The 15,358-nt window shown below is 67.5% G+C and carries 15 protein-coding genes and 1 pseudogene; 7 read left to right on the top strand and 9 right to left on the bottom strand.

Going from position 1 to position 15,358, the window contains the following annotated elements; all coding sequences use genetic code 11:
• Positions 1–10 precede the first annotated feature (10 nt).
• The 9 genes from M5C96_RS12635 to M5C96_RS12595 all read right to left on the bottom strand — a co-directional run bounded on the left by M5C96_RS12635 (position 11) and on the right by M5C96_RS12595 (position 8,799).
• Positions 11–940, bottom strand: coding sequence for an SMP-30/gluconolactonase/LRE family protein (locus tag M5C96_RS12635; RefSeq protein WP_272569440.1), 930 nt, complete (start codon positions 938–940; stop codon positions 11–13).
• A 73-nt stretch (positions 941–1,013) separates the two neighbouring features.
• Positions 1,014–1,916 (bottom strand): amidohydrolase family protein, encoded by a 903-nt coding sequence (locus M5C96_RS12630; RefSeq protein WP_272569439.1) that lies wholly within the window; start codon positions 1,914–1,916, stop codon positions 1,014–1,016.
• Positions 1,917–1,924: 8 nt separating this feature from the next.
• Complete coding sequence (locus M5C96_RS12625) at positions 1,925–2,884, bottom strand: Bug family tripartite tricarboxylate transporter substrate binding protein (protein WP_272569438.1); 960 nt, start codon at positions 2,882–2,884, stop codon at positions 1,925–1,927.
• 109 nt (positions 2,885–2,993) lie between these two features.
• Positions 2,994–3,926: a Bug family tripartite tricarboxylate transporter substrate binding protein gene (locus M5C96_RS12620; RefSeq protein WP_442867389.1), complete on the bottom strand. Its 933-nt coding sequence runs from the start codon at positions 3,924–3,926 to the stop codon at positions 2,994–2,996.
• Positions 3,927–4,115: 189 nt separating this feature from the next.
• Complete coding sequence (locus M5C96_RS12615; protein ID WP_272569436.1) at positions 4,116–5,054, bottom strand: NAD(P)-dependent oxidoreductase; 939 nt, start codon at positions 5,052–5,054, stop codon at positions 4,116–4,118.
• The gene (locus M5C96_RS12610) at positions 5,051–5,737 is read right to left on the bottom strand and encodes an RraA family protein (protein WP_272569434.1); all 687 of its coding nucleotides are present in this window, start codon (positions 5,735–5,737) and stop codon (positions 5,051–5,053) included. Before M5C96_RS12610 ends, M5C96_RS12615 begins: the two co-directional genes overlap by 4 nt.
• A 61-nt stretch (positions 5,738–5,798) precedes the next feature.
• A complete protein-coding gene (locus M5C96_RS12605; RefSeq protein WP_272569433.1) occupies positions 5,799–6,818 on the bottom strand; it encodes a Bug family tripartite tricarboxylate transporter substrate binding protein in 1,020 nt (339 codons plus the stop codon).
• A gap of 19 nt (positions 6,819–6,837) precedes the next feature.
• Positions 6,838–7,746, bottom strand: coding sequence for an amidohydrolase family protein (locus tag M5C96_RS12600; protein WP_272569431.1), 909 nt, complete (start codon positions 7,744–7,746; stop codon positions 6,838–6,840).
• A gap of 48 nt (positions 7,747–7,794) precedes the next feature.
• On the bottom strand, positions 7,795–8,799 hold the full coding sequence (locus M5C96_RS12595) for a Bug family tripartite tricarboxylate transporter substrate binding protein (protein ID WP_272569430.1): 1,005 nt from the start codon (positions 8,797–8,799) through the stop codon (positions 7,795–7,797).
• A 114-nt stretch (positions 8,800–8,913) separates the two neighbouring features.
• Here M5C96_RS12595 and M5C96_RS12590 point away from each other — a divergent pair, with 114 nt between their 5' ends.
• The 7 genes and pseudogenes from M5C96_RS12590 to M5C96_RS12560 all read left to right on the top strand — a co-directional run bounded on the left by M5C96_RS12590 (position 8,914) and on the right by M5C96_RS12560 (position 15,354).
• Complete coding sequence (locus tag M5C96_RS12590; protein ID WP_272569429.1) at positions 8,914–9,750, top strand: IclR family transcriptional regulator; 837 nt, start codon at positions 8,914–8,916, stop codon at positions 9,748–9,750.
• Positions 9,751–9,800: 50 nt separating this feature from the next.
• Positions 9,801–10,373, top strand: a pseudogene (locus tag M5C96_RS12585) (peroxidase-related enzyme).
• Between the two features lie 240 nt (positions 10,374–10,613).
• On the top strand, positions 10,614–12,518 hold the full coding sequence (locus M5C96_RS12580) for a multicopper oxidase family protein (RefSeq protein WP_272569428.1): 1,905 nt from the start codon (positions 10,614–10,616) through the stop codon (positions 12,516–12,518).
• 40 nt (positions 12,519–12,558) lie between these two features.
• Positions 12,559–13,365 carry a tyrosinase family protein gene (locus M5C96_RS12575; RefSeq protein ID WP_272569427.1) on the top strand — a complete coding sequence of 269 codons (807 nt, stop codon included), beginning with the start codon at positions 12,559–12,561 and terminating at the stop codon, positions 13,363–13,365.
• A gap of 45 nt (positions 13,366–13,410) precedes the next feature.
• Positions 13,411–14,079, top strand: coding sequence for a tyrosinase family domain-containing protein (locus M5C96_RS12570; RefSeq protein WP_272569426.1), 669 nt, complete (start codon positions 13,411–13,413; stop codon positions 14,077–14,079).
• 52 nt (positions 14,080–14,131) lie between these two features.
• Complete coding sequence (locus M5C96_RS12565) at positions 14,132–14,593, top strand: hypothetical protein (protein WP_272569425.1); 462 nt, start codon at positions 14,132–14,134, stop codon at positions 14,591–14,593.
• 2 nt (positions 14,594–14,595) lie between these two features.
• Positions 14,596–15,354, top strand: a complete 759-nt coding sequence (locus tag M5C96_RS12560) for a DJ-1/PfpI family protein (protein WP_272569424.1) — start codon at positions 14,596–14,598, stop codon at positions 15,352–15,354.
• The last annotated feature ends 4 nt before the right edge of the window (positions 15,355–15,358 follow it).

Here is a 15,358-nt window from a genome sequence, read left to right as displayed (position 1 = left end):
CTCTGGCAGATCAGCCGCCGAGCGCTGCGCCGGCGTGCAGTGGCAGCCCCGGTGCGTCCATGCTGGTACACAGGATGCGCCCGTGGGTGGAGTCGGTCACATAGAGCTTGGCCAGGTCGGCTCCGCCGAACGCCATGTTGGTGGTGGAGCTTCCCGCCACACCGCGCAGCACCTGCACCGGCTCGGCCCGGCCGTTGAGCACCCAGACCCAGCCAAGGCCGGGATTGGCCACCAGCAAACGGCCTTGCGCATCCACCGCCAGTCCGTCCGGGCCGCTCGGCCCATAGGAGGTGAAGAACTGGCTCACCTTGGCCACGCTCCCGTCGGGCAACAGCGGGACGCGCCAGACGCAATTGCCACGTGTCACGGCCAGGTACAGCACACGGCCATCCGGCGACAACGCCACGCCGTTGGGACTGGGTACGTTGTTCAGCAGCAGATCGAGCTGGCCGTTCGGACGCAGGCGGTACAGGCGGCCCGACGGGTCGTGCAGGCCACTCTGGCCTTGGTCGGTGAAGTAGAGGTTGCCTTCGGCATCGAACACCAGATCGTTCACGCCCTTGAAGCGCTCGCTGTTGCGGCGCTCCAGGTAAGGCGTGACGGTGCCGCTCGCCACATCCAGTCGCACCAGACCGTTCTTGTAATCGGTGATGAGCAACGTGCCGGCGTCCAGGAACTTCATGCCATTGGGCTCGCCGTCGTACTCCGCGACAAGGCTCCAACCGCCCTGCGGGTCGATGCGGAAGATGCGCCCCCATGGAATGTCGGTCACGTACAGGTGGCCGGCGGTATCGAACACCGGGCCTTCGAGGAATGAATCGGTGATGGTGCCGCCGCGGTTGGCATCGGCCCATGCGCCGCGCGCCGGGCGCCGGAACGCATCGGGCAACGAGGTGAACGGCTCCAGTTCACGGACCTGTGGGGCCTGTAGCAAGAACATGGGATCGGCTTTCTTTAAAGAAGGACCCGTCCCGGCGAAATGCTGGGCCAGGGCGGGAAACGGAATGCGATTTTCAGACGGCTTCGAACCCGTACAGCTGCGCAGGGTTGTCCACCAGGATGCGGTCCATTGCCACGGGATGGGACCCTGTCCAGGCTTGCAGCAGATCCACCAGATCGGCATCGTTCACCGTGCCGGGCGGCTCGGTGGTGTGGGGCCAGTCGCTGCCCCACACCAGCCGCTCGGGCGCGGCCTGCACCAGCGCGCGGCCCAGAGGCAGCGTGTCGGCATAGGTCGGGCCTCGCGCCGTGGAACGCATGTAGGCACCGGAAAGCTTGACCCAGGTGTTGCCCCCGTCGAGCAGCTGGCGCAGCACGCCGTAGGCCTGGGCGGACGGGCCTTCGGCCGGGTCGATGCGGCCCAGATGGTCGATCACCAACGGCACGGGCAACGTCTGCAGCACCGGCCGCAGCGCGACGATCTGCTCCGCATCCGCGAAGACCTGGATGTGCCAGCCACCACAGTGCGGATGGCGCGCGACCCGGCTTGCCAGCGTGGTGAGCATTTCGGGCGTGGTCGCACCCCAGGACTGCGGCGATACGAAGTTCACCCGCAGGCCGCACACGCGGCGCGCGGCCAGGTGTCCCAGTTCGGCATTGCTCACGCCTGCGCCCACCACCGCCACGCCCCGCGCGGTGTCGCCGAGCTGCTCCAGGGCATCCAGCGTACAGGCGTTGTCCGTGCCATAGGTGGAAGGCGTCACCACCACCGAACGCGCCGTGCCCAGGCGCTGCTGCAGCCGCCGGTAGGCGGCCACCGGCGCATCGGGCGGCAAGCGCTTCCAGTGCACCGACGGTGCAAAGCGCGGATCGAAAATGTGCATGTGGCTGTCGCATGCCATCGCGGGCAGCAAGCGCGACGGGCGGCTCACCCCCACGGAATGCGGCACCGGTGCAGGAATCGCAGGCAGGCGCATGGTGCCCGTCAGTCCAGTTTGATGTCGCCCTTGCGCACCACCTCGCCCCACTTGGCGTCTTCCTTCTTGAGGAAGGTGACGAACTCCGTGGGCGTGGAACCGATCGCCTGGGCGCCCAGGTCCGCGAGGCGCTGCTTCACCTCGTCTTCCTTCAGCACCTCGACCAGTGCCTGCTGCAGCTTGGCGGCCACCGGCTCGGGTGTGCCCGCGGGCAGGAACACGCCGTTCCATTCATAGGCCTCATAGCCGGGAATGACGGTCTCGGCCACCGTGGGCACATCGGGCAGGCGCTTGGACCGCTCGGGGGCCGATACCGCCAGTGCACGCAGTTTGCCGCCCGACACCAGCGGGTACGAGGCCGCGATGGTGCCGAACATGAAGTCCACCTGCCCGCCCATCACATCGGCGATGGCGGGGCCACCACTCTTGTAGGGCACATGCACCATGTCCAGTTGCAGCTTCTGGCGGAACAGCTCCGCCGCCAGCCGTTGCACGGTGCCGCTGCCGCCCGACGCGAAGTTCAGCTTGCCAGGCTCGGCTTTCGCCTTGGCGATCAGGTCGTTCACGTTTTTGAAGGGCGAGTCGGCCTTCAGGATCAGCGCGTTCGGAGCCAGCAGCACCAGGGACAGCGGCTGCAACGCCGTGCTGGCATAAGGCATCTTGGGAAACAGGTGCGGATTGATGGAATACGGCGTGGCGTCGTACAGCATGGTGTAGCCGTCGGCAGTGGCCTTGGCCACATAGCTCGCGCCGATCGTGCCGCTGGCGCCGGCCTTGTTGTCCACGATCACGCTGGCACCCAACCGGGCGCCCATGCGCGTGGCCAGCACACGGGCCACGGCATCGGCAGCACCACCCGGGGCGTAGGGCACGACGATCGTGATCGGGCGGTCCGGGAAAGCGGCCTGTGCCACGGTGGCGGCAAGGGCGCAGGCGGCGATCAGGGGGGAGATGAAAAAAGCACGCATGAGGTCTCCTGGTTCGAATGGCAAAGCGACAGAGAAAAAAGAAACCGCAACCCGCCGCGAGCCACGCGGCCCGGGCCCAGGACAGTTGCGTTGGAAGGCACGCCGGTGGTCAGTCGGCCTTGAGATTCAGGTCGAGGGCAATCTGCGCATAGGTGGCCACTTCACGCCCGACCCGCGCCACGAAGGCAGCGCCACAGGTGGACTCGGCGTCCAATCCCAGGCCACGCAGTTTTTCGGCAGCGGCCTCGCTCTTGGCGAAGTCGGCGGCCACGCGTTCCAGCGCCTGCGCGACCGGCTCGGGAATGCCGGCGGGCGCCAGCACGCCGTACCACGCGTCGGCCGAGTAGTTGCCGCCCCCCGATTCCGCGAAGGTGGCGATGTCGGGCAGCAGACCGGAACGCTGTGGCGACGCTACCGCCAGCGCCGTCAGCTTGCCGCTGCGGATCTGCGGCAGGACCGAGCCCAGCGTAGCGAAAGAGCTGTCGAGCTGGCCGCCCATCAGGTCCGTGACCACCGGTGCGGCGCCTTTGTAAGGCACATGGTTGAGCTGCAGGCCGTTGGCGCGGGCGAACATCTCGGTCGCGAAGTGACCCGAGCTGCCGATGCCAGCCGTTCCGGCAGTGATGCGCCCGGGCTCCTTGCGGGCCTTGGCCATGTAATCGGCCAACGACTTCATCGGCAGGCCCGGCCCGACCACCAGCACCGTCGGGCTGGTCGCCACCGTGCACAGCGGACGGAAGGAGCGCACCGCATCGAACTTCACCCGGTTGCTGTACAGCCCGGGAATCATCGTGTGGTTGGTCGCACCGAACAGCAGCGTGTAGCCATCGGCCGGCGCGCTGGCCACCGCCTGTGCAGCCAGGATGGTGTTGGCGCCCGGCTTGTTGTCGATGATGAATGGCTGGCCCAGCGCGCGGCTGGCATGGTCAGCAAACGCCCTGGCCACCACGTCGGTGGGGCCGCCTGCCGCAAATCCCACCACCAGCTTCACGGGCTTGGAAGGATAGCCACCGGCCTGCGCGAAACAGGTGGCGGACACCATGCACAGCGCAACCGCCAGCGCCTTGCGCACCGGTGCTGCCAGCCTTCTGGTTTCGAAACTCTTGCTCATTGAATGTCTCCTGTCAGGGGCCGCACTGGCGGCGGCTTCTTGTTCTGGCGCAACCGGCATCCCACACCGGTCGGGGAAAAGCGGACACGCAACGCTGGCGTGCCCGGTCTTGGGTCTTGGTTACGAGGCTGCAGCAACGGCAGCCGGGGCGCGGGCCAACACCTCCAGCAGGTTCTTGGCAGCCCCCACGCCCATGTTCACGTAGGCATCGCCCGTCACGCCGCCGATGTGCGGGCTCAGGATGAAGCGTGGCTCGCCCTGGAACGGATGGTTGGCCGCCATCGGCTCCACGGAGAAGCTGTCCAGGCCCGCTGCCATCACTTGGCCCGATCGCACGGCAGCCAGCAGGGCGGCTTCATCGATGAGTCCGCCGCGCGCGGTGTTCACCACGATCACGCCGCGCTTGCACTGTGCCAGCGTGGCCGCATTCAGCATGCCCCGGTTCTCGTCGGTCAGCGGGCAGTGCAGTGAAATCGCGTCGGACTCGCGCCAGATCGTCTCCAGGTCCACGCTCTGCACACAGGCCGGCAGGTCCTTGGCGAAGGGATCGAACCCGATCACGCGCATCCCCAGCGCATCGGCCATCCTGGCGAAGCGCAGACCAATGGCGCCCAGGCCCACGAGGCCCACCGTGCGCCCACCCAGCTCCAGGCTCTTGTGCGTGGCCTTGTCCCAGTGGCCGGCGTGCATGCGGGCATCGAGTTGCACCACCGACTTGGCACAGGCCAGCAACAGGGCCAGCGCCTGCTCGGCCACCGCCGCGGCGTTGGCACCCGCAGCGGCCACGACCTCTACGCCACGGGCCTTGGCGGCCACCTTGTCGATGGTGTCGGTGCCGCTGCCGTGCTTGGAGATCACCTTGAGCGATGGCGCCGCATCCATCACGGCGGCGCCCACCTTGCCGTAGCGCACGATGATGGCCACCGGGTCATGCTGCCGACACAGCGCCACCAGGTCGTCTTCGGTGGGTGTCTTGCCGGCATAGACGATCTCGAAATCCTGAAGCAGATCGAGTGCCTGCTGCGCCAGGTCGGCGCCGGTCACGAGGATGGCGCTCACATCGATTCCCCTTCCTTCAGCACGCCGGCGGCGCGCAGCGCGGCGGGCAGCCATTTGGAGGCCGTATCGCCACGGGCGATCGCCTCGATGCGCGCGGCCTCATCGGCCACCTTCTTGTCGGCCAGCGCCATCATGGCGGGCGCCTTGGCACGCTCGATGACCACCACGCCGTCGGCATCGCCCACCACCAGGTCGCCCGGGTTCACCACTGCGCCGCCGGCCGAGATGGGATGGTTGATGCGGCCCGGCACACACTTGGTGGGTCCAGCCGGATTGAAGCCGGCGCTGAACACCGGGAAACCGAGTTCCAGCAGTTCCAGCTTGTCGCGGATCGCACCGTCCACGATCACGCCGGCCAGGCCGATCTTCTTGCAGGCGCTGAGCATCAGCGTGCCCATGAGCGCGGCGGTCTGGTCGCCTTTGCCGTCGATGACCAGTACGTCGCCCGGCTTCGCCAGCGCGATGGCCGCGTGGATCATGAGGTTGTCGCCCGGGCGCACTTCGACCGTGAAGGCCGGGCCGGCCACCTTCATGTCCTGGTGGACGGGCGCCACGCGGGCATGCAGGGTGCCGCGGCGTCCGGCCACATCGGCCAGGATGGCGGCCTGGAAGGTCGCGGCCTTGGCGACGACCTCGGCGCTGACGCGCTCGATGTCACGGATGACTTCTGGGAGTTGGCTCATGGCGGTTCCAGTGAGTTGGGAGGAAAAAGAAAAACGGAAGAAACGTTGGCCTGCAGCGAGCTCACTCGGCCTTGATGTTTCCGTCCTGGATGACCTTGGCCCACTTGGCGGAGTCGGCCTTCTGCAGGTCGCCCAGCTGCTGGGGCGTGCCGCCGACCAACGTCACGCCCAGCTTGTCGGCCAGCGCGGCCACGCCCGGGTCCTTCAGCGCCTTGCCGATCTCCTGGTTCAGGCGCTGCACGATGGCGGAAGGCGTCCTGGCCGGTGCGAAGACGGCCTGCCACTGCTCCACGACGAAGTCCTTCATGCCGACCTCGCCCATGGTGGGCACGGTCGGCAGGGACTTCAGGCGCTGCGCCGACGTGACGGCCAGCGCACGCAGCTTGCCCGCCTGCACGTGCGGCAATGCAGCGGCGGCAGGCGCGAACATGAATTGCACCTGTTCGGCCAGCGTGTCCTGCAGCGCCGGGGTGTCGCCCTTGTACGGCACGTGGATGAAGCGCGCGCCCGTCTGCTGCTGCAGCAACTCCCCCTGCATCTGCAGGATGGTGCCGTTGCCGCCGGAGGCGAAGGCGAGCTTGCCCGGCTGCGCCTTGGCCGCAGCCACGAGATCGGCCACGGCCTTGAACGGCTGGTTGGCGCCGACCACGAGGATGTGCGGAATGGTGCCGATGGTGATCACGGGTTCGAAACCGGCAATCGGGTCATAGGGCAGTCTCCCCATGAGGTGCGGCGCAATGGCCTGGGGACCGATGGAAGTGCCCAGCAGGGTGTAGCCATCCGGCGGCGCCTTGGCGACGAACGCCGCGCCGATGGTGCCCGTGGCACCGGCCTTGTTGTCCACGATCACATTCGTGCCCAGTGCCGCGCCGACGCGCTGCGCCACGTTGCGGCCGAGCACATCGGTGCTGCCGCCCGGCGGGTACGGAACCACCCAGGTGATGATCTTGCCGGCGGGCCAGTCGCCCTGGGCCAGCGCGGTGCGGGTGAGCAACGGGCCGAGCAACGCGGCGCCTGCGGCGGCCAGCAGGCTGCGGCGTGCGAGCCGGGTCTTCGGAGAGGAAGGGATCGACGTGGTCATGTGCTTGTCTCTTGTTTGGTCAGGCAAAGGAGGAAGGCTGCGTGAAGCCGTACAGCGCGGCGGGGTTGTCCACCAGCACGCGATGCAGGGTGGCCGCATCGCCGCTCTGGCCGGCCCAGTCCACGAGCCGATCCACCTGTCGCGCGTCGTCCGGCATGGGGTGCGCACCGGACGATGCGGTGGCGTGGGGCCAATCGCTGCCCCAGACCACGCGCTCGGGCGCGCAGCGCAGGTAACTCGCGGCCAGCGCATCGAGGGCGGGGTCTTCGGTCGAGTGGCGTTCGCTCACGATGTAGCCGCCGGACAGCTTGATCCACGCCTGTCCGCACTGCAGCAGGTCCTGCAGCAGCGCGTGTGCGGGGTGTTGCCCGGCCTGCGTCGGCGAAATGCGGCCGAAGTGGTCGAAAACCAATGGAACGGGCAGCCGGCGCAACACCTCGCCCTGCGCCGCCAGCAGATCCGGCTCCATCAGCAATTGCAGGTGCCAGCCCAGCGGCGCGATGCGGCAGGCCAGCGGCGTCAGCGATTGCACGGTGCCAGACACACCGAGCGACAGGTTCAGGCGTGCGCCGCGCACGCCGGCGTCATGCAGGCGCTGCAGTTGGGCGTCGCTCTCGTGGCCGTCGATCACGGCCACGCCGCGCGCCTGCGGGCCCAGCGCCGCCAGGCCTTCGAGCATGCAGCGGTTGTCGGTGCCATACGTCGAGGGCGTGACCAGCACGGTGCGCGCGGTGCCGATGCGATGCTGGAGCGCACGGTAGTCTTGTGCCGAGGCGTCCGGCGGCAGCAGCCTGGCGCCCGGTGCCGCGGGAAAGCGGCCGTCATAGACATGCACGTGGCAGTCGCAGGCGTCTTTCGGCAGCACCGTGCGCGGCGCGGTGCTACCGGCCGAGAAACGCACAGGCGTGGCAAAGCTTTCGCGGTGCATGGCGAGGGCTCAATGGGCGTGGGAAACGGGGCTTTGCAGGGCGCCGCGTCAATCCAGGCTGGCGCCCGAATCCTTGACGATCTTTGCCCAGCGGGGCACTTCGGACTTCAGCAGCGCGCCGAACTTTTCGGGGGTGCCGCCCAGCACGTCACCGCCTTCGGAGCGGAGCTTTTCCGCCACGTCGGGCTGCGCCAGCGCCTGATTGATGGCCTTGTTCAACTGCTGCACGATGGGGGCGGGCGTGCCGGCCGGGGCCAGCACGCCATACCAGGAAGCGGCCTCGAAATCCTTGTAGCCCGACTCGGCCAGCGTGGGCGTCTGCGGCAACTGGTCGGATCGCTTGAGCGACGTGATCACCACCGCACGCAGCTTGGCATTGCGCACCTGCCCCAGCAGCGTGGGCACGGCCGACATGTACAAGTCGATCTGCCCGCCCACCAGGTCGGTCATGGCCTGGGCCGCGCCCTTGTAAGGTACGTGGCGCAACTTGATGCCGGCGGCGTTCTCTGCCAGTTCACCGGCCAGATGGGCGACAGTGCCGTTGCCGGAGTAACCCAGCGTGATGCCGTCCGGCTTGGCCTTGGCGGCGGCGACCACATCGGCGAACGTCTTGTAAGGCGAGTTGGCGGGCGCGGCCATCACGATGGGGGCCGACGACACCAGCGCCACCGGGACCAGATCCTTAAAGGGGTCGTAGGGCAGCTTGGCATACAGCGAGGGGTTGATGGCCAGGTTGCTGGTCTGGCCCATCACCAGCGTGTAGCCATCGGGCGCCGACTTGGCCACGGCATCCACACCCAGGTTGCCGCCTGCCCCAGGGCGGTTGTCCACCACCACGTTCCACTTGTGCTGCTCGGTCAGCTTCTGCGCCACGGTGCGCGCGATCATGTCGGTGCCGCCGGGCGGGAACTGCACGATCAGGCGGATCGGCTTGTTCGGGTAGCCGGATTGCGCTTGCGCAGTGCCGGCGGAAAAGGCCACTGCCGTGATGCCCAGCAGGGCGATGGACAAAGGTGCGCCCAGGGCGCGCCGGGTCAGCGAGAAAGTTGGCATGGTTTGTCTCCGTTGTGATGGACCTGTCGCGCCTTGTTCTCAGGCGTTGCCAAGACTTTACGAAAACGTTTCAACGCATACAATACAGTTTCATACAGCGAAACATATTGCACCATGAGCAACGCAACAAGCGGCAGGCCAAAGGCCTCCTCCGCAGCGCCGCAGGGGCCTGGCGAGGCCGCATCCGCCGCCCCGACGTCCTCCTCTTCGGCCACCGCGAAAGAAACCGGCGGGGTCATCGCCGTAACGCGCGCCCTCCAGTTGCTGGAGGCGTTCTCCCTGGGCGAATCGCATCTGCCGCTCGCAGAGCTGAGCCGCCGCTGCGGGTTGCACAAGACCACCGTGCTGCGCCTGGCGCGCACGCTGGCGCAGTCCGGCTTCATGGTGCAGCGCGAGGACGGCGACTGGCGCCTCGGGCCGGCGGCGGGCTGGCTGGGGGCGCGCTACCAGGCGGGGTTCGACGTGCAGAACGTGCTGGAGCCAGCCTTGCGCGAACTCACCCAGGCCACGGGCGAAAGCGCGGCGTTCTATGTACGTGAAGGCAATGTGCGCACCTGCCTCGTGCGGGTGGAGGGTCCGCAGGCGCTGCGCCACCATGCCCGCATGGGTGAAGGCCTGCCGCTCGACAAGGGCTCGCCGGGCCGCGTGATCCTGGCGTTCTCGGGCGAGCCCGGCGCGGACTACGAAGACATCCGCCAGCGTGGCTACCACTGGTCCATCGGCGAGCGGGAGCACGGTGTGGCCACCGTCTCTGCGCCCGTGTTCGGCATGCATTGGCGGCTGATGGGCTCGGTGTGCATATCGGGGCCGGAATCACGCCTGCCCGAAGCCCGTCTGCAGACGCTGGCCAAGACGGTCACTGCAGCGGCCACACGGCTGTCCTATGCGCTGGCGGGCAGTTCAGCGCCACCCTCCTCCACAGGGATGCGCGCGACCCAGTGGCATCCGTGATAAGTTGCAGGCGGCTACTCGCGCCAGCCACAACACAACGGAGACAACCCTTGAGCCGCTACCCCTTCCCCGACCTCGCCGCCCTGCCCGACGACATCCGCACCCGCATTCTCGAAGTGCAGGAAAAGGCCGGCTTCGTGCCGAACGTGTTCCTGGCATTTGCGCGGCGACCCGCCGAATGGCGTGCGTTTTTCGCCTACCACGACGCCTTGATGCTCAAGGAGGAAGGCAGCCTGACCAAGGGCGAACGCGAGATGATCGTCACCACGACCAGCGCCGCCAACCAGTGTCTCTACTGCGTGGTCGCGCACGGTGCCCTTCTGCGCATCTAAGAAAAGAAGCCGCTGGTGGCCGATCAGGTGGCGGTCAATTACCGCAAGGCCGACATCAGCCCGCGCCAGCGGGCCATGCTCGACTTCGCGATGAAGGTGTGCAACCAATCGCATGCCATCGAGGAAACGGATTTTCCCGCCCTGCACGCCCACGGCTTCGACGACGAGGACATCTGGGACATCGCGGCCATCACCGCGTTCTTCGGTCTGTCGAACCGCATGGCCAGCTTCGCGGGCATGCAGCCCAATCCCGAGTTCTACCTGATGGGCCGCGTGCCGCGCCAAAAATAGCACTGTCGAAATGCGTTGACCCGCCCCAGGCGCCTCCGCCATACTGGGACAAAGCAATCACACGGCAAGAGCTGCAGCCAGCAGCCGCCTCGGCTTTGCAATACCCGTAAGAGGGGGGGGGAAACCATGGAACTCGCGTTTCGGAATGCGTGCGCGTCTGCGTCTCCAGCCGCCTTTGCCACGGCGTTGGCGTGCACCGTCGCACTGCCCGCACAGGCCCAGTCAGACACCCCGCGGCGGGTGTCCAACCCACCCCTGCTGGAACTGCAGCGCAAGGCGCCTCGCAGGCTCCAGCTGGCAGCGGGCCCGGCCACACGCGCGGTGTCCCACGAAGCCTCGCTGGACCTGAACGTCGTCTACACCGACGGCAAGCTCTGGAACCCGGCCGAGCAGCGCTTCGACAAGGTGCGCCTGCGCAGCTACCAGGGCACCCGCGTCGATCCCAAGGCGCCTTTCGTCTCGCCCATGCTGGAGATCCGCCCCGGCGACACCATCCGCATCCGCCTGAACAACCAGTTGCCGCCCGACCCGAGCTGCATCACGTTCACCGACGGGGTCAATACGCCGCACTGCTTCAACGGGACCAACCTGCACACCCACGGCCTATGGGTAAACCCGGCAGGCAATGGCGACAACGTGCTGATCTCCATCAATCCGACGGTGAGCTTCGAGTACGAGTACAACATTCCCTCGGACCATCCCGCCGGCACGTTCTGGTACCACACGCACCGCCATGGATCCACCGCGCTGCAGGTGGCCAGCGGCATGGCGGGTGCCCTCGTCATCCGCGGCGACCGGCCGCCCACCCCAACGCAGACGGGCGATGTGGACACCCTGCTGCGGCCCACCGCCCGCCAATCGTTCAAGGAACGGGTGCTGGTGCTGCAGCAGATCCAGTACGCCTGCCGCGACAAGAACAACCGCATCCAGTTCAACCCGGACGGAACCTACCGCTGCAACGAAGGCGACGTCGGTGGCATCGAGCACTACAAGGCCGTGGACAAGGAGGACAAGGACCAGTTCGGCCCCGGGTCCTGGCCGGCCTCCGGGCGCTACACCAGCATCAACGGCGAGGTGCTGCCCACCTTCGAGGGCGCGAAGGCCGGCCAGATCGAGCGCTGGCGCATCATCCATGGCGGCGTGCGCGACACCATCAACCTGGAGTTCCGCAAGCTGCGGCCGGGCGCACGCAGCGCACAGGCGCTGCGCGCCAGCGAGCACGATGCCTACATCGAACAAAATTGCACGGGCGCCCCGCTGCCCCAGCACCTGATCGCAGCCGACGGGCTGACCACCGCTGCGGCGATCCCCAGCACGCAGACGGTGTATCAGCCGGCCTACCGCTGGGACACCCTGATGGTGTTTCCCGAGGCGGGCGACTACTGCGTGATCGACGCCGCCTCACCCGCTTCGGCCAGCGTGAACCAGGCGCCCCCGTCGCGCCAGTTGCTCGGCACCGTGAGCAAGGTCGCCCCCGGCAATCCCGTTCCGCAGAACATTTCGGCGTACCTTGCAGCGGAACTGGCCGCCGCTGCCGCCGTCAACCTGCCCTTGGACGTGCGGGCCCAGGTCAGCGCTGAATTGAAGGATGGACTGAAGCTCACCAGCTTCGTGCCCCACCCCACCGTGCAGGACAGCGAAGTCACGGGCACGCAGACCCTCGCATTCAACATCGACCTGAACGCCCAGCCGATCCAGTTCCAGGTGAACGGCAAGCCCTTCGATCCGAACCGCATCGACCGCGTGCTGACCTTGGGCGGGGTGGATGAATGGACGCTGCAATCGGACTTCGTGAGCCATCCGTTCCACATCCATGTGAACCCGTTCCAGATCGTCAAGATCCTCGACCCGGACGGCAAGGACGTGTCCGGACCGGACGGCGACGACAAGGCGGACGGCACCGTCGACCCGCAATACCGCGCGCTCAAGGGCGTGTGGAAAGACACGCTCTGGGTCAAGAACATCGCGACCAAGGAACAGCCCAACGGCAAGTACACGCTGATCGTGCGAACGCGCTACCAGCGCTACATCGGGGACTACGTGCTGCACTGCCACATCCTGGACCACGAAGACCAGGGAATGATGCAGATCGTGCGGGTGGCCCTGCCGGACGGCGCTGGCGGGGCCAGCAAGGGCCACCACTGAACTCACGGCCCAACGCCGGCCAACGCGGGAGAACCCCCACATGATCAGCAAGAGAAACGCACTGAAAACCGTGGTCGCCGCCGGCGCCATCACCACGTTCTCGGGCCTGGTGCCCGGCCTGCTGCAGGCCGTGGCCGCACCCAAGCTTCGCACACGCCGCTGCGTCAACACCATGGCGCTGGACGATCCGGACCTGTCCGCCTACCGGGACTTCGTCGGCATCATGCGGTCCCGGCCCCAAAGCAGCCGGGTCAGCTGGCTGGGCTTTGCCAACCAGCATGGGGATGCCCACAATTTCAAATACTGCCCGCACGGAGACTGGTACTTCCTGCCATGGCACCGCGGTTTCGTCGAGATGTACGAGAAGGCGGCCGCAGCCATGACCCGCCACCCCGACTTCGCCATGCCCTACTGGGACTGGACCGCGCTGCGCGAACTGCCCGCGGCGTTCACAGACAAAACCTACAGGGGCCAGCCCAACCCCCTGTATGTGCCGGGCAAAGGCGACGACCCCACCATGCTGCGCAACCAGCTCACGGGCGAGAACGCGCTGACCGACGAACTCGTGGGCCCCGAGGTGATCCGCAAGATCTACCAGGAAACCAACTACGAAGCCTTCGGCACCAGCCGCTCGGTGGATCGCAGCGATCCGAAAAAGCCGGTGGTGCAGAACAACCTCGACGCCAAGTGGGTTCCGATGGGAGGCGGCAACCAGGGCATTCTGGAGCGCACGCCGCACAACAACGTGCACAACAACATCGGCGGATTCATGCCGGAGTCCAACTCGCCGAGAGACCCGATCTTCATGATGCACCACGGCAACATCGACCGCATCTGGGTATCCTGAAACGCGCTCGGCCGCCAGAATTCGACCGATCCGCTGTGGCTCAACATGCCGTTCCGCGACAACTACATCGCACCCGACGGCAGGCTCTACACCAAGAAGGTGAGCGACCTGCTGAGCACTGCCGCGCTTGGCTACACCTACGACACCCTGCCCTCGCCCGACAACCAGCCCGTCGATCCGCAGCGCCGGGCCAACCTGTCGGCCCTGTTCAATCCCGCGGCCGGCGACAATCTTCTGCGCCTGAAGAAAAGCGACATGGCCGCGGCCACGGCGGCCACTTCGCTGGGCGTGCCGTTCCAGCTGGGCGCCGGGGCGCTCGCGCCATTGCAGTCCCCGCCTTCCGCGCCCGGTGCGGGTGCGCCGCGAGAAGTGGTGGCGCTGATCTCCGACATCCGCATCGCGGACAACGTGCGTGCGATCCGTGTGTTCGTCAATCGCGATACCGTCGGTCCGCAGGTGCCCGTCACCGACCCGCATTTCGTGACGACGCTGAGCTTCCTCCGGCACGGCCATGGCCACGGCGAGGGAGCGCACACCGGCAGCCTGCCTTCGACCCTGGTCAACCTCACGGACACGCTGCGGCGGCTGTCGCAGACCCAGGGACTGCAGGGCAACACGGTCACGGTGCAACTGGTGGCCTTGCCGGTGGCCGGCACCCCGCCCTCGGAGGTGGGCACCGTGGTGCCCGGCTCGATCGAGATCGCACTGATCTGACGCGCAGCAACCCGGCACCGCAGCGATGGCACCGCTTGCTTCAGCCTGCGCCTTGCTGGCCTTCACCCTGGCCGGGTTGCCCGCGGTGGCTGCGCACGCCATGGAGCCAACCCCTGCACCCCATTCCGTTACCACCAGCACGGCGCCTGCGAAGGTTTGCCTGACACCCACGCCAGCGGACCGGCTGGCCCTGCAGGAAGACCGCCAACGCGTGGTGATCGTGCTGCGGGCCTTCGAGCCGCCACGGCCGGCCACCGGGCGGCTGGTCGCCTCCCTGCTGGTGGGCGCCCCACCCACCCCGCGGGAGATCACCCGCTTCGCGGTGCACCCACTGCGCGCCTTCACCGCGGCGCAGCCACAGCGCAGCCAGCGGTTTCTCGTCTCCCTTGCAGGTGATGCCCCCCTGCCCCCGGCGGGGCAGCCGGTCTGCCTGCTGATCGGTTTTCCCATCGACGGCAGCCCCCACGAGGGGGGGCGAGCCGACCTTGCCATTGAACTCTTTCCCACCAAATGACCATGCCTGCAGCATCCCATTCCACACCTGCCACGGCCTTTCCACGCACCCAACGCGTCGGGATCCTGGTGTTTCCCCAATTCGAGCCGCTCGACGTATGGGGCTTCATCGAGGCGTTTTCCATCGCGCGCTTCATCGGCACCTCCTATGCCGACGCGCCGGCCCTGCCGTTCCAGATCGTGCTGATCTCCAACGAGTGCAGGCCCGCCGCGAACGGTGCCAGCCCTGCGCCGGTTCCCGCGCCGGTGGCCAGCTTCAACGGCCCCCGCGTGGCGCCGGATCTCTTCCGCGACGAGGCGCTGGAGCAGCCGCTGGACCTGCTCATGATCCCCGGCGGACAAGGGGTCGGCACCTTGCTGATGGACCCGGACACCGCAGCCGTCCAGGCCTTGCTGCAATGGGTGCAGGCCATGGACCAGCACGTGGCCGTGGTCACTTCGGTCTGCACCGGCGCGGCCATCCTGGCGCGATCCGGCCTGCTGGATGGGCGGCCAGCCGCCACCAACCACCAGGCCTTCGGCTGGGTGGCGGGCTTCGGTCCCGCGGTGCTGTGGGACAACGTTTCGCGCTGGGTGGATGCGGGCAAGTACGTGACCTCGGCGGGCGTGTCCGCAGGGACCGACATGGCATGGCACCTGGTCGCTCGCCTGGCTGGCCGTGCCGTAGCCGAAACGGCCGCCCTCGCCGCCGAGTACGACTGGCACCGCGATCCGGCGCAACCCATCTTCTACCCCCAGCAGGCTGCTGTGCCTTCTTCCTGAGTCC

The sequence above is a fragment of the Acidovorax sp. GBBC 1281 genome, from assembly GCF_028473645.1.
Classification (GTDB): Bacteria; Pseudomonadota; Gammaproteobacteria; order Burkholderiales; family Burkholderiaceae_C; genus Paracidovorax.
This window is presented reverse-complemented; position numbering and strand designations above follow the sequence as displayed.